Genomic DNA, 20,556 nt, shown 5'->3' with positions numbered 1-20,556 from the left:
CCCGGCGAACGCAGACGCGCCGCTACGCCGTGAGCTTCGTCAGCTGCAGCAACCCGTCGCCCGCGGGCGACAAGGCACTCCGCACCGCCCCCGAGGTCGACACCTCGGTCAGCAGCAGCCGGAAGTCGGTCGTCGCACGGTCCCGCTTCACGGGGTCCGCGACACGTCCCCGCCACAGCGCGTGCGGCACGAGCACGGTCCCGCCGAGCCGCGCGAGCCGCAGCCCGTGCTCGACGTACTCGATCACGTGCTCCGGGTCGGCGTCGACGAGCACGACGTCGTAGGAGGCCTCGTTCATCCGCGGGAGCACCTGGTTCGCCCGGCCGGGGATGAGCCGGATGCGCGCGGGGGCGGTGCCGGCCGCGATGAACGCGTCACGCGCGGCCTGCTGGTGGTCCACCTCGACGTCGATCGTGGTGAGCGTGGCCTCGGGCGCACCGGCGAGCAGGTACAGCCCGGAGACGCCGAGTCCGGTGCCGATCTCGATCATGCTCGTCGCCCGTGAGGCCGCGGCGATCACGCTGACCTGCGCGCCGATGGCAGGGGAGATCGCCTCGACCCCGAGCTCCAACGAGTGTTCACGCGCGCGGGCGATCGTCTCGGGCTCGGCGACGATGTCCTCGGCGAACTTCCAGTTCGACTCTTTCTCTGACACGCACACTCCGTTCGGGTGCCAACTCTACGGGTGTTGCGCGGGGAGGACGGGTTACGCTCGTACCGTGTTCGACGGCTTCGAGAAGTTCCTGGTCATCGGGATCATCGGTGTCCTGATCGTCGGGCCGCAACGCTTGCCCACGTACGCCGCGAAGCTCGCCGAGTTCGTGAAGGCCGTCCGCCGGTTCGCCGACACCGCGAAGGAGCGGATGCGCGACGAGATGGGCCCGGAGTTCGACGACATCGAGTGGCAGAAGCTCGATCCGCGGCAGTACGACCCGCGGCGCATCATCCGCGACGCCCTCCTCGACAGCGGGGGCAGCGTGGCCGCGGTCGAGACCGCGCAGGTCACCGCGTCGAAGGTGCGGGCGACGGCGCCCGTGGTGCCGCTCGCCGCGGGCGAGGCCGCGCCCTTCGACGACGAAGCCACCTGATCGCGCGGGCTGACGGCCCGTCAGGTGACCGGAAGACGGACCGGAGGCGCGGTGCCAGCTGGCACCGCGCCTCCAGTCCGTTGACGGGTCGCGTCTACTTCAGGTCCGCGAGGAACCGGTCGGTCCACGCCAGTGCCGGTGCGCTCGGGACCGAACTGCACGTCGCCATCGCCGTGGTCGAGGAGCACGGGGTGTCCCGGTCGAGCGACCACACGTGGACGCCGGCGAGGCCGTTCGCCTTCGCGTAGGACGTCAGCGTGTCGACGTCGGCGAGGGTGAAGACCTCGTCGGAGGCGTCGTTCACGCCGAGCATCGGGGTGACCTCGATCTTCGACGGGGCGATGCCGTAGGTGTGCTCGAGGTTGGTGACGGCCTGGATCGCCGACTGCCCCATCTCGCAGGTCGAACCCGAGAGCACGCAGTTCGCAGCGGTCGCGCGGCCGAAGTCCATCGTCATGAGGTTGACCGTGTAGTGCGTCAGGCTCGACGCCTTGATGGCCTTGACCACGGCGTCACCGGTGCTGTTCAGGCCGCCGTACGACCCGTCGGACGCGGCGAGGGTCGCGAGGGTGAACGAGAACCGCATGCCCGGGTACTTCGACTGCGCGAGCGCCGCGGCGTCCACGAGGTTCTGCACGTCGGCGACGGACTGCCCGCTCTCGATGTCGAAGTCGACGCCGATCATGTGGGAGGTCGCGTACCGGGCGATGAACGACTGCAGTGCCGTCCCCGAGCACGTGAACGAGCCCGCAGCCCCGCCGGTGCTCACGATGTAGTTCACCCCCGCGGCGTCGAGCTTCGGGATGTTGGCGCTCGCGAACGCATCCGCGGCGACCCCGCCCCAGTTCTCGCTGCCGCAGGTGCCGGTGGCGAAGGCGAGGGTGATCGCCTTCAGGCCCGGTTCGCGGGTGGAGACGAAGCTGTTCGACGAGCCGACGACGGGGATGCGCGTCCCGGTGACCGCCGTGTTCATGACGTTCGTGTTCCAGTCGAGGTTCACCGTGACGTCCTTGTACGGGCTGAACACGAGGCCGCTCGCGGTCCCGGTGCTGCCGCCGGTCCCGGTGCTGCCGCCGGTCCCGGTGCCGCCGCCGGTCCCGGTGCCGCCACCGGTCCCGCCGCCCGTGCTCGTGCCGCTGCACGCGCCCGTCGACGTCCACGGCTGCCCGCTGCCCGTCGCGCCCGAGTGGGTCGCCGGCTCGTCGCCCTGCGTCCACCAGTTCGCGGTGTAGTTCGCGCCGTTCTCACTGACGGTGGCGCCGCCCGAGTACGCGGTGCCCGCGCTCCACGCGGTCGCGCACGTCGGCGTGGCCGCCGTGGCCGGAGCCGCGGCGACGGCCCCGCCCGCCAACGCGGCCGCGACCGCCGCGACGATCCCGATCCTGGTCCTGGTCATGTTGATCACACGGTTCTCCTGTCCTCGGCCCGGCGACGTTGCCGAGCGGGGTGGAGCTCCTGCGGACCCGATTCCGCAGGAGCATTGTGGAATACCCCTGCACAATGCACCCGTGTGGAACGACCTGTCCATGAAAGGACGTACAGCCGGAGGTTCAGTCCTTCGTCGCGACGATCGTGAAGGTCGCGGGGATGCGGTCCCGATCCGCGCCCGGCCACGCGAAGTTCCCGTCCCCGGTCTCCTCCATGCGCGCGCTGAACCGCCACGGGAGTGTCCGGCCCTCGTCCAGGAAGCGCAGTCGGAGTCCGGTTCCGAGGAGCGCGTTCACGATCTCGGACAGCGGGTGCGGCCACTCGTACGTGCGGGTGTTCGCGACCGTCCCGTCGCCCGCGTACGTTCCGGCGTCGTCCCACTGCTGGGCCGTCCCGTCGGCGAAGTACCGGTGCCGTGAGACGAGCTCGTCGGCGTCCTCGTCCAGGGCGTACAGCGCCGGGTGGCCGTCGCGGATGAAGAACACCCCTCCCGGACGGAGGAGCGCCGCGACCTGGGCGGCCCAGCGGTCGAGGTCGTCGAGCCAGCAGATCGTCCCGATGCTCGTGTACACGACGTCGAAGTCGCCGGTGACCGCGGCCCGGGCGTCGAGGACGTCCGTCTCGACCCAGGTGGCCTCGACGCCGAGGCGGTCGGCCAGGGCACGGGCGGAGGCCAGGGCGGCAGGGGAGAAGTCGACGCCGGTGACCCGAGCACCCTCGCGCGCCAGCGACACCGTGTCCGTACCGATGTGGCATTGCAGGTGGCAGAGGTCGAGCCCGTCGAGGGAGTCCCCGGGGAGCCAACGGGCGAGGACGGGCAGGTCCTCGCGGACGACGCCGGAACGGTGGTCGGGGTCGCTCAGCGCGTCGATGTCGTAGGCGCCCTCGTGGATCGGGACACGGTCGTCCCAGTTCGCGCGGTTCGTGTCGCGGGCCTGGTCCCAGTCGACGCTGACGTGATCAGTGCTCATGGACTCGACCCTACCGAGCGGACGGTCCGACCCTCGGCGACCGTCAGCCGACGGACAGCCCGAGCTTCCGCCCCGCGAGGCCACGGCCCATCGTCGTCACCCGGTCCGCGATGGCTCCGAGGGCCACCGCTGCCGGATCGTCCGGCGCGCCGGTCACGACCGGCACCCCGGCGTCCCCGCCCTCCCGGAGCGGCACCGACAGCGGCACGCTGCCGAGGACCGGCACCGGGGTGTCCTGCCCGCGCGACAGCCGAGCGGCGGTCTCGGCGCCGCCGCCCTCGCCGAAGAGGTGCAGGACCGAGCCATCGGGCTGGACGAGCCCAGCCATGTTCTCGACGACGCCGATCACCCGCTGCCCGGTCTGCCGTGCCACGACCCCGCTGCGCTCGGCCACGTCCGCGGCAGCCGCCTGGGGCGTGGTCACGACCAGGACCTCGGCGTGGGGGAGCAGCTGGCCGACCGAGATCGCCACGTCGCCGGTGCCGGGCGGGAGGTCGAGGAGCAGCACATCGAGGTCGCCGAAGAAGACGTCGGTGAGGAACTGCGACACCGTCCGGTGCAGCATCGGCCCCCGCCAGGACACCGCGGTGGAGACGTCGTCGACGAACATGCCGATCGAGACGACCTTCACGTCGTGGGCGACCGGCGGCAGGATCATGCTGTCGACCCGGGTCGGTCTCGGGGCCACGCCAGCGGCGTCGGTGAGGCCCATGAGTCCGGGGATGCTGAAGCCGTGCACGTCGACGTCGACGATGCCCACCCGCTGTCCGCGGGCTGCGAGCGCGACGGCGAGGTTCGCCGTGACGGTGGACTTGCCGACGCCGCCCTTCCCGCTCGTCACCGCGATCACCCGCGTCAACGAGTCCGGCGTGAACTGCACGCCGCGCGGGCGACCGGCACGGAGCCGCTCGGAGAGGGCGGCCCGGGTCGCCGGGGACATGACGGAGACGTCCACGTCGACCGCGGTCACGCCGTCCACGGAACCGGCGGCCGCACGGACGTCGCGCTCGATCGTGTCGGCGGCCGGGCACCCCGTGATCGTGAGCTGCAGGTCGACGCGCACCGTGCCTCCCGGCTGGACGTCGACACCACGGATCATGTCGAGCTCCGTGACGGGCCGGCGGATCTCGGGGTCCACGACGCGGGCGAGCGCCGCGAGGACCGCGCCGCCCAGCTGCTCGTCGGATCGGCCGGGGTCAGCCACGGGCCGCGGTGCCGGGCTCGTCGGCGAAGCCGGCGGAGTCCGCGTCTCGCCGGTCGAGCTCCTCGAGCAGCGACCGGATCTCGGCGCGGATGAAGTCCTTCGACGCCATGTCCCGCATCGCGAGGCGCAGCGCGACGACCTCGCGGGCGAGGTACTCGGTGTCGGCGAGGTTCCGCTCCGCGCGCTGTCGGTCCTGCTCGAACTGCACGCGGTCACGGTCGTCCTGCCGGTTCTGCGCGAGCAGGATGAGCGGAGCCGCGTACGAGGCCTGCAGCGAGAGCACGAGGGTGAGAGCGGTGAAGCCGATCGCCGCCGAGTCGAACTGCCACGGCTTCGGCGCCACCGTGTTGTAGATCATCCAGACCGCACAGAAGAGGGTCAGGCCGACGAGGAACCACGGCGTGCCCATGGCCCGTGCGATGCCCTCGGTGGCGCGACCGAACGTGTCGCCCCGACCGCGACGGCGGGTCGGGAGCACACGGGTGCGCATGCCCTTCGGGGAGTCGAGGCGCTCCTGGCGGGTGTCATCCGTTCGGGCCACTGGTGGTCCTCCTTCCCGTGGTCACGGGCGTCTTGCGCGAGCGTTGGCGAGGCAGGGGTGAGGGTTCTCCCTCACCCTGACTTCGCCAGTCGTCGGGCAGGACGTGGTCGAGGACGTCGTCGATCGTCACCACCCCGACGAGACGGTGGGCGTCGTCGACCACGGGGACGGACAGCAGGTTGTAGGTCGCCATGATCCGCGTGACCTCCGCGGCGCTGGCGTCGACCCGGACCGGTTCGGTCTGCTGGTCGATGAGCGTGCCGAGCCGCTCGTTCGGCGGGTAGCGGAGCATCCGCTGGAAGTGCACGAGCCCGAGGAAGCGACCGGTCGGCGGCTCGTACGGCGGGAGCACGACACAGACGCTCGCGCCGAGGGCCGGTGCGAGCTCGTGGCGTCGGACGAGCGCGAGCCCCTCGGCCACCGTCGCGTCGGCCGAGACGATCACGGGCTCGGTCGTCATGAGACCACCGGCCGTGTCGGGCTCGTACTCGAGGAGCATGCGGACGTCCTGCGCCTCCTCCGGCTCCATGAGCTGGAGGAGGGCCTCGGAGCGGTCGTCCGGGAACTGCGCGAGCACGTCGGCGGCGTCGTCCGGCTGCATCTGGTCGAGCACGTCGGCGGCGCGGGCGTCCTCGAGGCGGCTCAGGATCTCGATGCGCTCCTGGTCGGGCATCTCCTCGAGGACGTCGGCGAGCCGGTCGTCCGGGAGTTCCTCGGCGACCTCGAACCGGCGCTCCTCGGGCAGGTCGAGCAGCGTCGACGCGAGGTCGGCCGGCAGCAGGTCGGAGTAGGCGGCGATGACGTGCTCGGCGGACTGTGCCTCGCCGGGGAGTTCGTCCTCGGTGACCTCGTTCCAGGTCGCGAACGTCGTCGGGCCCTTGCCGAACGGGGACGGCGTCGTCTTCGGCTTGCGGAGGAAGAGCTGCGACACCTCCCAGTCGCCCTGCCCGCGGTCCTCGATCGCGACGTCCTCGATCGTCGCCCGGATGCGTTGGTTCTTGATGAGCACCTTGCGGCCGAGCATCTCCGCGATCACGCGGACCTCGCCGCCGCGCTGCTCGAAGCGGCGCATGTTCACGAGGCCGGTGGTGATGACCTGGCCGGCACCGATCGACGTGATGCGGCCGACGGACACGAAGATGCGGCGCTTGCCGGGGACCTCGACGATCAGCCCCACGACGCGCGGGGAGTCGACGCGTCTGTAGACGACCAGGACGTCCCGGACGCGGCCCACGCGGTCGCCCGCGGGGTCGAAGACGGAGCACCCGGCGAGGCGGGCGACGAAGACCTTCGTGGCGCTCACCCGACCAGCGTAGCCGTTCGGTCCTGCGCCGACGCCGCCGCACCTGTGCGGGCTCACCGATCGGACCGGCCGCCCCCGGGTACGAGCCCGGTCGGCGGCTTCCCTGGGAGCGCACGTGCGATTGCAAGGTGTCCGGTGGATGATGGCTGAGTGAGCAATCAGAGCCCCTTCGGCGGCCGGACGGCCCAGGCATTCCCGACGCTGCCGCGTGGCGACGTCCTCGGCACCTACGACAGCTACCCGGAGGCGCAGCGCGTCGTCGCGAAGCTCGCCGAGTCGGACTTCCCGGTCGCCAAGATCGCGATCGTCGGCAACGACCTCAAGACCGTCGAGCGCGTCACCGGCAAGATGACCTACGGCCGCGCCGCCATCGCGGGCGCGCTGTCCGGCCTCTGGCTCGGCATCTTCTTCGGCATCGTCCTCACCCTCTTCTCGCCGACCGCCGGCGGCCTCATCATCGCCGCGGCCATCATCGGCGCCGCGTTCGGCATGCTCTACGGCATCGTCTCGTTCGCGATCACGAAGCGGCAGCGGGACTTCACGAGCGTGCACCAGGTGCTCGCGACGAACTACCAGATCGTGGTGGACCCGCAGCTGACCGGGCAGGCGCAGAAGATCCTCGGGCAGTTCGGTGCGACGCAGTCCACCCACTGGGACTCGCCGTCGTCCTCGTCCTCGCAGGGTGCGCCGGTGAACCGGCAGGAGCCCTGGCGGCCCGAGCCGCGCCAGCAGCAGGAACCGTGGCGGCCTGACCCGCGCCAGCAGCAGGCGCCCTACGGCGGGCACGCGACGCCCCACCAGCAGCCTGGAGGCACGCAGCAGTCCGGTACGTCGGCCCCCGGCGCGCAGACGGGAGCGCCGCGGTACGGCACGAACGACGGCCCGCGGTACGGCGAGGTGCCGTCCGGCGCTCCGGTCGGTCCTGCCGCCGGGCAGCCCGGGGCCTCGTCGAGTGCTCCGGCCGGCCCCCCGCGCTACGGCACGAACGACGGTCCCCGGTACCAGCCGCCGGCAGCCGGGGCCGACCGCCCCGCCGAAGCGGCACGTCCCGACGAGCAGCCCCAGTTCGGCGAACGGGTGACTCCCACGTCCGCGCCCTCATCGGCGCCGGAGCAGGGCCGTGGCGACGGGGAGCGACGTCCGGGTGACGAGGAGTCTCCGCGCTCCTGACGGGTGCCCCGCCGCTGGGACGACCCGCCGCTGGTCGCACGACGTGCCGTGCGCCGAACGGCGCTGGGACGACGCGCCGCTGGTCGCACGACGTGCCGTGCGCCGAACGGCGCTGGGACGACGCCGCTGGTCGCACGACGTGCCGTGCGCCGAACATGTCGGTCGCGCGATGTGTCGGCCCGCCCGGAGTCGAGCCGCATGTCGTGCGACCAGCCGCGGGGCGCGGGCGCGGGCCTGCGCTGGGTCGGCGTCCCGCTGTTGGCACGGAGCTGGTCGCACGGCGTGCCGCGCGCCGGACGTGTCGGTCGCGCGAAGTGTCGGCCCGCGCGGAGTCGAGCGGCATGTCGTGCGACCAACCGAGGACGCGGTCGCGGACGCGGCGCCAGTCAGCCCGACGCGGCCCGGGGTCAGAGGACCTTCGAGTAGCAGACGGAGGTCGGCACGCCCGCGTACGGGCCGAAGTTCGCGATCCGCGTGAAGCCCTCGCGTTCGTAGAACCCGATCGACCGCTTCTGCTCCGTGCCCGTCTCGAGCACGAGCGCCGGTGAACCGAGGTCGAGCGCTGCCTCTTCCAGGCGACGGAGGAGCGCGGTCGACACCCCGGCGCCGCGCGACTCCGGCCGCACGTACATCCGCTTGATCTCCGTGATGCCGTCCTGCACGACCCGCAGCCCACCGCAGCCGAGCGGCGTGCCCGAGGCGTCCCGCGCGACGAAGAACACCGCGATCGACTCGGCCGTGGGCTTCTCACCCGGCTCGGTGTCCTGCCCGTAGGCGCGGTCGATCTCCAGGCGCTGCGCGGCACGGAGGCGCTGGGCGTCCGGGGAGTCGAAGTGCTCGACCTCGATGTCGAGGTCGTCCGTCGTCGGCGTGTGCTCGGGCGTGGTCACCCGCTCAGGCTAGCGGCCGGAGCGGGCGATCCACCCCTCCACTTCCGAGGGGGTCCGGGGGATCCCGATCGACAGGTTCTCGGCGCCGTCCTCGGTCACGAGGATGTCGTCCTCGATGCGCACACCGATGCCGCGGAACTCCTCCGGCACCGTCAGGTCGTCCTGCTGGAAGTACAGGCCGGGCTCGATCGTGAACACCATGCCGGGCTGCACGACGCCGTCGATGTACATCTCACGGCGGGCCTTCGCGCAGTCGTGCACGTCGAGTCCGAGGTGGTGGCTCGTCCCGTGCACCATGTACCGGCGGTGGAACTGGTTCTCGGGCTGCAACGACTCGTCCGCAGTGCCGGGCAGGAAGCCCCACTCGGCGGTCTTCCGGGCGATGACCTCCATCGCGGTGGCGTGCACCTGGCGGAAGGTGATGCCCGGCTTGACGATCGCGAACGCCGCGTCCGCCGCTTCGAGCACGGCTTCGTAGACCATCCGCTGCACCTCGGTGAAGGTGCCGCTCACCGGCAGGGTCCGGGTGATGTCGGCGGTGTAGAACGAGTCGACCTCGACCCCCGCGTCGATGAGGATCAGGTCGCCCGGCTGCACGGCGCCGTCGTTCCGGGTCCAGTGCAGGATGCAGGCGTGGTGCCCGGACGCCGCGATCGTGTCGTACCCGACGGTGTTGCCGTCCGCGCGGGCACGGCGGTTGAAGGTGCCCTCGACGATGCGCTCGCCGCGGGGGTGCGCCAGCACGGCGTCGAAGTCGGCGATGACGTCGTCGAACCCGGCCTTCGTCGCCGCCACGGCCTGGCGGAGCTCGTGCACCTCGTACGCGTCCTTCACCAGGCGGAGCTCCGAGAGGTCGCGGGCGAGGACGTCGTCCGTCGCCGGGGCGCCGTCCTGCTCGGGGGCGCCGCCGACCGCGCTGCCGAGGCGCTCGTCGAAGGAGCGGGTCAGGTCGGTGTCGGCGTCGCGGACCACGAGCACGGTGGCGTCGAGGCCGTCGACGACCGCGTCGAGGTCGCCCAGGTCGGCGGTGGCGACGCCGAGGTCGGCTGCGACCTCGGCCAGGGACGGACGCGGCCCGACCCAGAACTCGCCGATCTCCGGGTTGGCGTAGAACTCTTCGGAGTCGCGGCCCGCCGTCGCCCGGAAGTACAGGGTGGTGTCGTGCCCGGAGCCGTTCGGCGTCATCACGAGCACGGAGCCGACGACCGTGTCGGAGCCCCAGCCGGTGAGGTGCGCGAACGCGGAGTGCGGTCGGAACGGGTAGTCGCAGTCGTTCGAGCGGACCTTCGCCTGGCCGGCCGGCACGACGATCGTGCGGCCGGGGTGCAGCTCGGAGATGCGTGCCCGACGTGCGGCGGCGTGCGCGGCCTGCTCGCGGGGTTCGGGGAGCGGGCGCTCGCGCTCGGCCCACTGCGACCCGATGTAGTCCTTGAAGGTCGAGGAGCCGGGGGTCGTGGAACGGTTGCTCGTCGCGCGGGGAGTGGTGTCGGCCATGCACCCATCCTCGCACCGTCCCGACCACCGCGGCCTGTGCGCGTGCTCACCTGTGGATACCATTGGCGACGTGCCCGATCCGTTCATCGACCTGCACACGCACTCGAGCGTGTCCGACGGCACCGAGCGCCCCGCCGAGCTCGTCCGGGCCGCCGCAGCCGCCGGGTTGGACGGCGTCGCACTGACGGACCACGACACCACCGCCGGCTGGGACGAGGCGATCGCGACCGCCCGCGAGCTCCCGGTCACGCTCCTGCCCGGCCTCGAGCTCAGCACCCGCATCGGGTACCGCAGTGTGCACGTGCTCGGGTACCTCGTCGACCCGACCGACCCCGCGCTCGTCGCCGAGACCACCCGCATCCGCGACGGCCGCCTGGCCCGCGCACGCCGCATGGTGGAGCGCATCGGCGCCGACCACCCGCTGACCTGGGACGACGTGCTCGCGCAGGCCAGTGAGGGCGCGACGATCGGACGCCCGCACATCGCGGACGCCCTGGTCGCCCGCGGCCTCGAACCCGACCGGAGCGCGGCGTTCCGCGGCATCCTGCACCCGGCCTCCGGGTACTACGAACCGCACGAGGCTCCGTCGCCCCTGCGTGGTGTCGAGCTCATCCGCGGTGCTGGCGGCGTCCCGGTCATCGCGCACCCGGCAGCGTCGTCGCGAGGCATCGTCATCGACGAGGAGATGCTGCGCGCGCTCGTCGGCGCGGGGCTCGGCGGCCTCGAGGTCGACCACCGCGAGAACGTCTCCCACGGCAAGCGCACCCTGCTCGACTGGGCGGTGCGCTTCGACCTGTTCGTCACCGGGTCGAGCGACTACCACGGCACCGGCAAGCCGAACCGACTCGGTGAGCACCGCACGTCCCGCGCTGCGTTCGACGCGATCGTCGCCGAGGCCTCCGGTTCCGCACCCGTCTCCGGTCCGGGCGCCCGCCTGGCCTGACCCGGCGACCCGGTCCCTTCCCGACCCCGGTGGGCGGGGACGACGAAGGGCCCGTCGCGTCAGCGACGGACCCTTCGGCCTGGAGGCGCTACTCGCCCTCGCCGGCGGCCTGCGGTGCCGAGGCGGTCGCCTCGGACGAGCCGGCACCGCTGCGGCGACGACGCCGACGGCGGCGCTTGGCGGCCCCGTCACCGGAACCGGCCTCGACGGTCGCGCCGTCCGCGGAGGGAGCGGTGGGCGCCTGCGCGTCGGACGGCTCCGTCGTGGCCGGTGCCGAGCCTCCCGAACGGGTGCGACTGCGCGAACGCGACCGCGAGCCGCCGGAACGCCCCTCGCCCTGCTGACCGCCGCGCTGGCGGTCGCCACCCTTGCCCTCGCCGGTGCCGGCCGACGCGGCGTGCGCCGACGAACCGGGGAGGCGGCCCTTGGTGCCGGCGGGGATGTCGAGGTCGGCGAAGAGGTGCGGGGACGACGAGTAGGTCTCGACGGGCTCCGGGATGCCGAACTGGAGCGCCTTGTCGATGAGCGTCCACTTGTGCAGGTCGTCCCAGTCGACGAACGTGACCGCGATGCCGGTCTTGCCGGCGCGACCCGTGCGGCCGGCACGGTGCAGGTAGGTGTCGGGGTCGTCCGGGATCGTGTGGTTGATGACGTGCGTCACGTCGTCGACGTCGATGCCGCGGGCCGCGACGTCGGTCGCGATGAGGACGTCGCGCTTGCCGGCCTTGAAGGCGGCCATGGCACGCTCGCGCTGCTCCTGGTTGAGGTCGCCGTGGACGGCAGCGGCGTTGAAGCCGCGGTCCTTCAGCTCTTCGACGAGCTTCGCGGCGGCACGCTTCGTCCGCGTGAAGATCACGGTCTTGCCGCGACCCTCGGCCTGCAGGATGCGGGCGATGACCTCGTCCTTGTCGAGCGAGTGCGCGCGGTAGATGACGTGCTTGATGTTCGCCTGCGTCAGGCCCTCGTCCGGGTCGGTCGCGCGGATGTGCACCGGGCGCGACATGAAGCGACGGGCGAGTGCGACGATCGGGGCGGGCATCGTCGCCGAGAACAGCATCGTGTGCCGCACGGCCGGGACGGCCTGGAAGATGCGCTCGATGTCCGAGAGGAACCCGAGGTCGAGCATCCGGTCGGCCTCGTCGAGGACCACCTCCTGCACGTGGGAGAGGTCGAGGAGGCGCTGGCGCTGCAGGTCGATGAGGCGGCCCGGGGTGCCGACGACGATCTGCGCGCCGGCCTTGAGCTGCTCGATCTGGCCCTCGTACGCCTTGCCGCCGTAGATCGACACGATGGTCGTCGGGCGGTTCGAGGTGGCCAGCTCGAGGTCCTCGGTCACCTGGACCGCGAGCTCGCGGGTCGGGACGACGACGAGGGCCTTCACGCCCGGCTCCGGAGCGGCTCCGAGGCGCTGGATGAGCGGCAGGCCGAAGCCGAAGGTCTTGCCGGTGCCCGTCTTGGCCTGACCGATGATGTCCTGCCCGGTCAGGGCGAGCGGGATCGTCTGCTGCTGGATCGGGAAGGGCTCGATGATGCCCTTCGTCGCGAGCGCGTCGACGATGTCCTGCTCGATGTTGAGGTCTGCGAAAGTCAAAGAATCACCTTAGTCCTGGTGGAAGTCCCGACCAGTCTACCGACGCGGACCGGGGTCCCGGGTCCGGACCCCTATGCTGCTGGCGTGGTCTCTTGGTGGAACCGGAAACGTGCTGCGCGGCTGGCTGCCGCCTGGCTCGCCTCGCGCAACCCGAAGAAGGCGTCCGGTGAGCGGCTCCGGCTGGACGACGTCAGCCCCGAGCTCGACGTCTACCTCGGTCAGGCCGCGTACCTGCAGCTGTCGATGTACGAGACGATGGGCCGCGCAGGCGCAGCGGCGCCGACGCTCTCCGGACGGCTGGTCACGGGCGTGCTCGCGACGACCGCGCTCGAGCGACACCGGACCATCGTCGCCGAGATCGAGCGGAACGGGCAGGACCCGGCCGAGCTCATGGCGCCGCACCGCGAGGCGATCGACCGCTTCCTCGAGCGGACCAGCGGTGCCGACTGGTACGAGTCGATGCTCACCGGCTACGTCACCGCCGGCATCCTCAACGACCTGTTCGACGACCTGCTGCGCTCGCTCCCGATCGACGTCCGGCAGCGGCTCCGCACGGTGTTCGACGCACGTGAGGCGGCGGCGGTCGTGGAGGAGCTGACCGCGCACATCGAGGCCGATCCCCGCGTGGGGTCGCGACTGGCGATGTGGGGCCGGCGACTCGTCGGGGACACCCTGCTCGTGGCGCGGTCGGCGCTCGCGTCGCACGCCCGGGAGGACCAGTCGCGGCTCGAGCCGGTCTGGACGGAGCTCATCGCGGCGCACAGTCGGCGGATGGACGCGCTCGGCCTCACCGCCTGAGTCGCACAAGAGCGCCGGCGGCTCTGCTGAGTTCGCCGGCGGAGCGGTCGGCTGCGGCGCGGCTCAGCGGTTCAGGCGCCGTTCGCCCGGACGCGCTCGTAGTACGCGTCGTCGGCTGCCCGGCGACGGCTGCCGAGCGCCCACGCGACCACGGCCGCCGCGACGGCCGCGCCGACGAGTGCCGCGACCCAGATCCAGCCGCCGTCGTACGGCCACCCGGCCCAGGTCAGGGCCTCCCAGAGCACGGCCGAGGCGACGCCGCCGACGACCGGACCCACCAGGACGCCCCGGCTCGCGCGCCACGGCAGCACGACGTGCGCGACGGCCCCGACGAGCAGGCCGCCGAGCACGGCGAAGAGCAGCTCCACGTCAGGCGACGAAGCCGATGCGACGAGCCTCTTCCGCGCCGACCTCGACGTACGCGAGCGACGCGACCGGCACGATGAAGCGACGGCCCTTCTCGTCCTGCAGGGAGACGTGCGTGGCCTTCGCCGTGAGGGCCTCCGACACCGCCTGCTCGATCTGGTCAGCGGTCTGCGCGCTCTCGAACGCGATCTCGCGCGGGCTGTTCATGATGCCGATCTTGATGTCCACGACCACAGCGTAGCGGGGCGGTCCCCGGCTGCTCCGGCCGTTCGCCGCGGGCGCACACCACCCGCGCGGAACGGTCCACGGCGCCGTGTCGGGCGTCGGCGGTGTCGGCCGTCGTGGGTACCGTACGAGCGTGCCCCGGACCACCCTCACGCCCACCCCCGACGACACGGGCGTCGCGCGTGCGCTGGCCCCCGACGCGGCCCAGGACGCCGTGCTCGCGCTGCCCCCGGACCGGCACGCCGCGGTCATCGGCGCCCCGGGCACCGGCAAGACCACGACCCTGGCCCGGTTCGTCGCCCAGCGCCTCCGGGCAGCGGACGCGATCTCCTCGGACGGGTACGCCACGGTCCTCGCGCTCACCTCGGCGCGCACCGCCGCGACGGCCCTGCGCGACCGCCTGGCGACCGCGGTGGACCGCGTGGTCCCCGGGGCCCTCGCCCGCACGGTGAACTCCCTCGCGTTCCAGGTCGTCACGCACGCCGCCGTCGCACAGGGGCAGGAGGTCCCGACGCTCCTCACCGGCGGCGAGCAGGACCGGATCATCGCCGACCTCCTCGCCGGGCACGAGTCCGACGGCACGGGCCCGGACTGGCCGGAGCCGATCACGGCCGTGGTCCGCGAACGCGTCGGGTTCCGCACGGCACTGCGCGACGTGATGATGCGCGCCGTCGCCGCGGGGATCGAGCCGGACGAGATGCGCGAACTCGGCGACGAGACCGGCCACCCGGAGTGGCGCGCGGTCGGGGACTTCGTCGACGGGTACCGCGCCGCGCTCTCGGCCTTCCGCGCGACCAGCCTCGACGCCGCCGAGCTCGTCGCGTACGCCACCGCCGCCGTCCTCCGCGGGCAGGTCCCGCCGGCGGTCGCCGCACTCCGGACCGTCGTGGTCGACGACACGCAGGAGCTCGTCGAGGGCGAGATCGCGCTGCTCGGAGCGCTGGCCCGCTCGGGCGTGCAGGTCGTGGCCTTCGGCGACCCGGACATCGCGGCGTCCGCGTTCCGCGGCGCCGTGCCGGACGTGCTCGGTCGGCTCGGCGCACGGCTCGGCGTCGCCGACGTCGAGCAGGTCGTCCTCGGGACGGTCCACCGGCACGCCGCACCGGTCCGGGCCCTCGTCACCGGCATCACCGCACGGATCGGCGCGGCGGCGGCCGGTCGGCAGCGCTCCGCGGTCGCCACGGTCGCCGACGCCCGGTCCGACGCGGTCGTGCACGTGCAGGGCGCGAGCCGTGCGGCGCTCGTCGTCGCGATCGCCCGGCGACTCCGCGAGCACCGGCTCCTCGACGGCGTGCCCTGGCACCGGATGGTCGTCGTGACCCGCAGCGGCGCCGCGATCCCCGAGCTCGTCCGGGCCCTGTCCGTGGCCGAGGTGCCCGCGACCGCGGGGGCAGCGCCCGTGCGGGTCCGCGACGACTCGGCAGCGCGGTCACTCCTCGACGCGGCGGCCGTCGCCCTCGGGGTGCTCCCGCTCGACGCGGACCTCGCCACCGCGTTCGCGACCGGGCCGCTCGGCGGCCTCGACACCCTCGCGATGCGGCGGCTGCGGCTCGCCCTCCGCCGCGAGGAACTGGCGGGTGACGGCACGCGCACCGCCGACGAGCTCCTCGTCGAGGCGCTCGGCGCTCCGGAACGCCTCGCGACGATCGACGCCGGGTTCGCGCGGCGGGCCACCCGGCTGGCGAAGAGCCTCGTGCAGGCCCGCGCCGACGCCGAGGCGGACGCCAGCATCGAGGAGATCCTCTGGGGGCTCTGGGAGCGCAGCGGTCTCGCGGAGGTCTGGCGGTCGCAGTCCGAGGCCGGCGGCGTGGGCGCGGGGGAGGCCGACCGGCACCTCGACGCCGTGGTCGGGCTCTTCACCGCAGCGAAGCGGTTCGTCGAGCGCACGCCGGACGCGCCAGCGCGGGTGTTCGTCGACGACCTGCTCGACGCGGACCTCCCGGAGGACTCCATCGGACCCGACCGGACCGCCGGCCGGGTGCGCGTGCTCACCCCGTCGGCGACCGTCGGCCTCGAGTGCGACGTGGTGGTGGTCCTCGGGCTGCAGGACGGCGTGTGGCCGAACACCCGGGTGCGCGGCAGCCTGCTCGACCCCGACGGCATGGTCCGCGCGGCCGAGGGCACCGAGCGCTCGGCCGTGGACGACCGCGCCGCGGTGATCGCCGACGAGCTCCGCCTCTTCGCCCGCGCGGTGTCCCGGGCGACGACCCAGGTGGTGATCGGCACGGTCGCGAACGACGACGAGTCCCCGTCGCCGTTCGTCCGCCTCGTCCCGGAGCCGCCGGACCGCGCCGCGACCGTGCACCCGCTGTCGCTGCGCGGTCTCGCCGGTTCGCTCCGACGACGGGTCGTGGCCTCTGGTGACCCGGAAGCCGCGTCCGCGCTCGCCCGTCTGGCCGAGGCCGAGGTCCCCGGCGCCGACCCGGACGACTGGTACGGCACGGCGGAACCGACGACCGACGCACCGCTCGTCGACCTCGACGCCGAGCCGGCGCCGGAGTACGAGGGCGGACCGGTGGTCGCGCCGACCGTGAGCGTCTCGCCGTCGCGCATCGGCACGTTCGAGGAGTGCCCGGTGCACTGGTTCGTGCAGACGTTCGGCGGCGGCGCCCCGAGCCCGGCGATGGGCATCGGCACGATCGTCCACGACGCCATGGAGCACGCCACGAGCGTCGACGTCGAGTCCCTCTGGGCGCACGTCGAGTCCCGCTGGGGCGAGCTCACCTTCGAGTCCCCGTGGATCGCCGACCGCGAGCGCGCCCGCACCCGCCGGATGATCGAGGGGCTGAGCGACTACCTCCGCACCTTCGCCGCGGCCGGCCGGCGCCTCCTCGGTGCCGAGACCGCGTTCTCCCTCGTGACCGGCCCGGCACGGATGCGCGGCAGCATCGACCGCATCGAGGTCGACGCCGACGGACGCATCAGCGTGGTCGACCTCAAGACCGGTCGGTCGATGCCCAGCGAGAAGAACGACATGCCGGAGCACCCGCAGCTCGGCGCGTACCAGCTCGCGGTCGAGGACGGCGCCGTCGAGGGCGTCCCGGCGGGTGCGCCGATGGCGGACGCCCGGCTGGTGTTCGTGCAGAACGCCCGGAGCACCCACGCGTACTCGGAGCGGACGCAGCACGCGTTCGACCCCGACGCGCGTGAGGCCTACCGGGAGCGCCTGCACGGGGTCGCCCGCGGGATGGCCGGTCGGACGTTCCTCGCGAACGTGGACGACCACTGCGAGCAGTCCCGGACCGGCGCCGAGTGCCGGATCCACGTGGTCGGGGAGGTCACCTGGTGAGCACGGAACAGGTCGCCGTCGCTGTCGCACGCAGCGCCGACGAGATCGCCGACGCCCTCGGCCGTCCCCGTCCCACCGCCCAGCAGCGCGCCGTCATCGAGTCGCCGCTCGCCCCCGCCCTCGTCGTCGCCGGGGCCGGCAGCGGCAAGACCGAGACCATGGCGTCCCGGGTCGTGTGGCTCCTCGCCAACGGGCTGGTCCGCCCCGACGAGGTCCTCGGCCTGACCTTCACCCGCAAGGCCGCGGGCGAGCTCTCGGTACGCATCAACGACCGCATCCGGGCCCTCGAGGACGTCGGCCTGATCACCCCTGGTGACGCGTTCGAGGCCCCGACCGTGTCGACCTACAACGCCTTCGCCAACTCGGTGTTCCGCGAGAACGCACTCCTGGTCGGCCGGGACGGCGAGTCGCAGGTCCTCACCGAGCCCTCCGCCTGGCAGCTCGCCCGCCGGGTCGTGGTCGACGCCCGGGACGACCGGCTCGCCGGCCTGGACCGCGACGTCGACACCGTCACGGCGGCCGTCGTCGCCCTCGCCGGAGCAGCGTCCGAGCACCTCGTCGAACCCGAGCAGCTGCGGCGGTTCGCGATCGAGTTCGCGGAGGTCCTGGAACTGCCGGGCAACCGTGGCAAGCCCTACGCCGACGTCGCGAAGGCCGTGGCGGCGGTCGGCGGTCTGGAGCCCCTCGCCGACCTCGTCGAGCGGTTCCGTCGGCAGAAGGTCGACCGGGGGTTCGTCGAGTTCTCCGACCAGATCGCCCTGGCGCTCGCCGCGGCCGAGTCGGCGCCCCGCGTGGTCGACGACCTCAGGAGCCGGTTCGGCGTGGTGCTCCTCGACGAGTACCAGGACACGTCCGTCGTCCAGACCCGGTTCCTCGCACGACTGTTCCGGGGGCACCCGGTGATGGCGGTCGGTGACCCGCACCAGTCGATCTACGGCTTCCGGGGCGCGAGCGCGGCGAACCTCGGCCGGTTCCCGCGTGACTTCGGCGGTGACGACCAGCCGACCCCGGTGACCTTCCCGCTGTCGACGAGCTGGCGCAACCCGGTCGACGTCCTCGCGGCCGCGAACGCCGTCGTGTCGCCGCTGTCCGAGGCCTCGGACGTCGCGGTCGAGCGGCTCTCCCCGCGACCCGGTGCCGACGACGGTTCGGTCGAGGTCGTCTTCGCCGAGACCCTGCCGGAGGAAGCCGCGTCGGTGGCGCAGTGGTTCCGTGCTCATCGGCGGCGGGATCCCCGTGCGTCGATGGCGCTGCTGCTCCGGGCCCGGAAGGACCTCGCGGCCTTCACCGGGGCGCTCGACGAGCTCGGGGTGCCGTTCCACGTGCTCGGCACCGGCGGGCTGCTGCAGCGTCCGGAGATCGTGGACCTCGTCGCGTGTCTCCGGGTGCTGCACGACCCGGCGGCCGGCAACGACCTCATCCGGTTGCTCGCGGGTGCTCGGTGGCGGGTCGGCGCCGCGGACATCGCCGCACTGCACGACCTCGCGAAGTGGCTGTTCGGACGCGACCACACCCAGCAGCGGCTCGACGACGACCTGACCGCGGCGTTCCGGGCGTCGGTCGCCGCGGGGGAGCACGGCTCGGTCGTCGACGCGCTCGACTTCGTGGCGACCGTGCCCGACGAGCACGGGGCCCTCGACCGGATCTCGCCGGCCGGACGGTCACGCATGCGCGCGCTCGGTCAGCAGCTCCAGGCCCTGCGGCAGCGTGCTCGTGGGGACCTCGTCGACTTCGTGACCCTCGTCGTGCAGGAGATGCGGCTCGACGTCGAGGTCGCCGCCCACGAGCAGGGCAGCCAGGCGTTCCTCGACGCCTTCCTCGACGAGCTCGCCGGCTTCGTCACCACCGACGACCGTGCCGACCTCGGTGCGTTCCTCGGCTGGATCGACGCCGCCGCCCGACGGGACGACATGGGACCGCGGTCGGAGGAACCCGAGGCCGGGACGGTCCAGATCCTGACGATCCACGGGTCGAAGGGCCTCGAGTGGGACGCCGTCGCGGTGCCGCGCATGGTCGAGGGGGGCCTCCCCGCGCGGCCGCAGGAGGGCTCCTCGGGTTGGATCGGCTTCGGCCGGCTGCCGTACGAGTTCCGCGGTGACGCCGACGAGCTGCCCCGGTTGGCGTGGCGCGGGCGGGAGACCCAGAAGGACGTCCGCGACGCGATCGAGGCGTTCAAGGCCGAGATGCAGGTCCGCAACGAGGACGAAGAGCGACGCCTCACCTACGTGGCGCTCACCCGGGCGAAGCACGACCTGCTCGTGTCCGGCTCGTTCTGGTCCGGCGGTGTGAAGCCGACCGCGCCGAGCCGGTACCTCGTCGACCTCCGGGACGCCGGGGTGATCGCGGCCGATGCCGTTCCGGAGCAGTCGCACCACGAACACGACCCGCTGGGCGAGTCCGGTGCGACCCAGTCGTGGCCGCACGTGCCGTTCGGCCAGCGGGCGGCGCGGGTGCACGCCGCGGCCGACCGTGTCCGGAACGCGAACCCCGGTGCCGCCGGCCGGTTCGCCGCGGACATCGACCTGCTGCTCGCCGAGCGGGCCGCGGTCCGCAGCGCCCGGCACGCCGTGGTGGTGCCGCACCGCGTGCCCGCCTCCGGGTTCAAGGACTACCTGTCCGAGCCGGACCGGGTCGCCGAGCGGCTCCGACGCCCCATGCCGGAGCGGCCCTACCGCGCGACCCGGCTCGGCACGCTGTTCCACCAGTGGGTCGAGCAGCGTGCGCGCGCGGGCGGCTCGCTGGAGACGCTCGACCTGTGGGAAGGCGAGGCGGATCTCGACACGGACGACCTACCGGACGCCTCGGCGACGGCACCCGTCACCGACGACGACGCCCGGCGGCTCGCGGCGTTCCAGGAGACCTTCGCGCGCTCGCGGTGGGCTGAGCTGACGCCGGTCGAGGTCGAGCGCGAGATCCACATCCCGTTCCTCGGGCACAGCGTGATCTGCAAGCTCGACGCCGTGTACGAGATCGACGGGCGGGCGGAGGTCGTCGACTGGAAGACCGGCAAGGCGCCGAGCGGACGCGACGACCTCGCGAAGCGGCAGTTGCAGCTCGCGCTGTACCGCGTCGCCTACGCGGAGTTCACGGGGCGGCCGCTCGCCGAGGTCGATGCGGTGTTCTACTTCGTGGCCGACGACCTCGAGGTGCGACCGACCGGACTCCTCGACCGCGCCGGTCTCGAGCGGGCGTGGCAGGACGCGATCGGCTGACCCCGCCCCTCGGCGCAGGCCGACCCGAACCGGCGCACGGGTC

Annotated in this window: 17 protein-coding genes; 6 read left to right on the top strand and 11 right to left on the bottom strand. The window is 73.0% G+C overall.

Annotated features, from left to right (window positions below; all coding sequences use genetic code 11):
• Positions 1-22: 22 nt before the first annotated feature.
• On the bottom strand, positions 23-655 hold the full coding sequence (locus tag QPJ90_RS00395; RefSeq protein ID WP_290132500.1) for a class I SAM-dependent methyltransferase: 633 nt from the start codon (positions 653-655) through the stop codon (positions 23-25).
• A 64-nt stretch (positions 656-719) separates the two neighbouring features.
• Here QPJ90_RS00395 and QPJ90_RS00390 point away from each other — a divergent pair, with 64 nt between their 5' ends.
• Positions 720-1,088 (top strand): Sec-independent protein translocase TatB, encoded by a 369-nt coding sequence (locus tag QPJ90_RS00390; protein WP_290132499.1) that lies wholly within the window; start codon positions 720-722, stop codon positions 1,086-1,088.
• Between the two features lie 94 nt (positions 1,089-1,182).
• Here QPJ90_RS00390 and QPJ90_RS00385 read toward each other — a convergent pair whose 3' ends face one another.
• From QPJ90_RS00385 to QPJ90_RS00365, 5 genes are all read right to left on the bottom strand, one after another.
• Entirely contained in the window at positions 1,183-2,484 is a 1,302-nt protein-coding gene (locus QPJ90_RS00385) for a carbohydrate-binding protein (protein WP_290132498.1), read from the bottom strand.
• A 154-nt stretch (positions 2,485-2,638) separates the two neighbouring features.
• Positions 2,639-3,487, bottom strand: a complete 849-nt coding sequence (locus QPJ90_RS00380) for a class I SAM-dependent methyltransferase (RefSeq protein WP_290132497.1) — start codon at positions 3,485-3,487, stop codon at positions 2,639-2,641.
• A gap of 43 nt (positions 3,488-3,530) precedes the next feature.
• Complete coding sequence (locus QPJ90_RS00375) at positions 3,531-4,691, bottom strand: P-loop NTPase (protein ID WP_290132496.1); 1,161 nt, start codon at positions 4,689-4,691, stop codon at positions 3,531-3,533.
• Positions 4,684-5,181, bottom strand: coding sequence for a DUF1003 domain-containing protein (locus tag QPJ90_RS00370; protein ID WP_290134277.1), 498 nt, complete (start codon positions 5,179-5,181; stop codon positions 4,684-4,686). Before QPJ90_RS00370 ends, QPJ90_RS00375 begins: the two co-directional genes overlap by 8 nt.
• A 34-nt stretch (positions 5,182-5,215) precedes the next feature.
• Entirely contained in the window at positions 5,216-6,535 is a 1,320-nt protein-coding gene (locus QPJ90_RS00365; RefSeq protein WP_290132495.1) for a CBS domain-containing protein, read from the bottom strand.
• Between the two features lie 150 nt (positions 6,536-6,685).
• On the opposite strand from QPJ90_RS00365, the gene QPJ90_RS00360 reads away from it, so the two are divergent.
• Complete coding sequence (locus tag QPJ90_RS00360) at positions 6,686-7,705, top strand: general stress protein (protein WP_290132494.1); 1,020 nt, start codon at positions 6,686-6,688, stop codon at positions 7,703-7,705.
• 407 nt (positions 7,706-8,112) lie between these two features.
• Here the strand turns inward: QPJ90_RS00360 and QPJ90_RS00355 are convergent, their stop codons facing one another.
• Positions 8,113-8,595, bottom strand: a complete 483-nt coding sequence (locus QPJ90_RS00355; protein ID WP_290132493.1) for a GNAT family N-acetyltransferase — start codon at positions 8,593-8,595, stop codon at positions 8,113-8,115.
• 9 nt (positions 8,596-8,604) lie between these two features.
• Entirely contained in the window at positions 8,605-10,089 is a 1,485-nt protein-coding gene (locus QPJ90_RS00350; RefSeq protein WP_290132492.1) for an aminopeptidase P family protein, read from the bottom strand.
• A gap of 70 nt (positions 10,090-10,159) precedes the next feature.
• Between QPJ90_RS00350 and QPJ90_RS00345 the strand changes: the two genes are divergently transcribed.
• Positions 10,160-11,032: a PHP domain-containing protein gene (locus tag QPJ90_RS00345; RefSeq protein ID WP_290132491.1), complete on the top strand. Its 873-nt coding sequence runs from the start codon at positions 10,160-10,162 to the stop codon at positions 11,030-11,032.
• An 88-nt stretch (positions 11,033-11,120) separates the two neighbouring features.
• Here the strand turns inward: QPJ90_RS00345 and QPJ90_RS00340 are convergent, their stop codons facing one another.
• Positions 11,121-12,623 (bottom strand): DEAD/DEAH box helicase, encoded by a 1,503-nt coding sequence (locus QPJ90_RS00340; protein ID WP_290132490.1) that lies wholly within the window; start codon positions 12,621-12,623, stop codon positions 11,121-11,123.
• An 84-nt stretch (positions 12,624-12,707) separates the two neighbouring features.
• On the opposite strand from QPJ90_RS00340, the gene QPJ90_RS00335 reads away from it, so the two are divergent.
• Entirely contained in the window at positions 12,708-13,421 is a 714-nt protein-coding gene (locus QPJ90_RS00335) for a ferritin-like fold-containing protein (RefSeq protein ID WP_290132489.1), read from the top strand.
• Positions 13,422-13,492: 71 nt separating this feature from the next.
• Here the strand turns inward: QPJ90_RS00335 and QPJ90_RS00330 are convergent, their stop codons facing one another.
• Positions 13,493-13,789: a hypothetical protein gene (locus QPJ90_RS00330; protein ID WP_290132488.1), complete on the bottom strand. Its 297-nt coding sequence runs from the start codon at positions 13,787-13,789 to the stop codon at positions 13,493-13,495.
• A 1-nt stretch (position 13,790) separates the two neighbouring features.
• Positions 13,791-14,015 carry a DUF3107 domain-containing protein gene (locus tag QPJ90_RS00325; RefSeq protein ID WP_290132487.1) on the bottom strand — a complete coding sequence of 75 codons (225 nt, stop codon included), beginning with the start codon at positions 14,013-14,015 and terminating at the stop codon, positions 13,791-13,793.
• A 130-nt stretch (positions 14,016-14,145) separates the two neighbouring features.
• Between QPJ90_RS00325 and QPJ90_RS00320 the strand changes: the two genes are divergently transcribed.
• Both QPJ90_RS00320 and QPJ90_RS00315 read left to right on the top strand, forming a co-directional pair.
• Positions 14,146-17,301: a UrvD/REP family ATP-dependent DNA helicase gene (locus tag QPJ90_RS00320; RefSeq protein ID WP_290132486.1), complete on the top strand. Its 3,156-nt coding sequence runs from the start codon at positions 14,146-14,148 to the stop codon at positions 17,299-17,301.
• Positions 17,298-20,513, top strand: coding sequence for an ATP-dependent DNA helicase (locus QPJ90_RS00315; RefSeq protein WP_290132485.1), 3,216 nt, complete (start codon positions 17,298-17,300; stop codon positions 20,511-20,513). The genes QPJ90_RS00320 and QPJ90_RS00315 overlap by 4 nt, the downstream gene beginning before the upstream one ends.
• Positions 20,514-20,556 lie beyond the last annotated feature (43 nt).

This window comes from Curtobacterium sp. 458, from assembly GCF_030406605.1.
GTDB lineage: Bacteria > Actinomycetota > Actinomycetes > Actinomycetales > Microbacteriaceae > Curtobacterium.
The sequence above is the reverse complement of the archived record's forward strand: the minus strand, read 5'-3'. Positions and strand labels throughout refer to the sequence as shown.

Bases quoted from the DNA above. Each gene is read 5' to 3' on its own strand.
- QPJ90_RS00385 (WP_290132498.1), bottom strand. From the start codon at position 2,484: ATGACCAGGACCAGGATCGGGATCGTCGCGGCGGTCGCGGCCGCGTTG.
- QPJ90_RS00380 (WP_290132497.1), bottom strand. From the start codon at position 3,487: ATGAGCACTGATCACGTCAGCGTCGACTGGGACCAGGCCCGCGACACG.
- QPJ90_RS00370 (WP_290134277.1), bottom strand. From the start codon at position 5,181: ATGCGCACCCGTGTGCTCCCGACCCGCCGTCGCGGTCGGGGCGACACG.
- QPJ90_RS00350 (WP_290132492.1), bottom strand. From the start codon at position 10,089: ATGGCCGACACCACTCCCCGCGCGACGAGCAACCGTTCCACGACCCCC.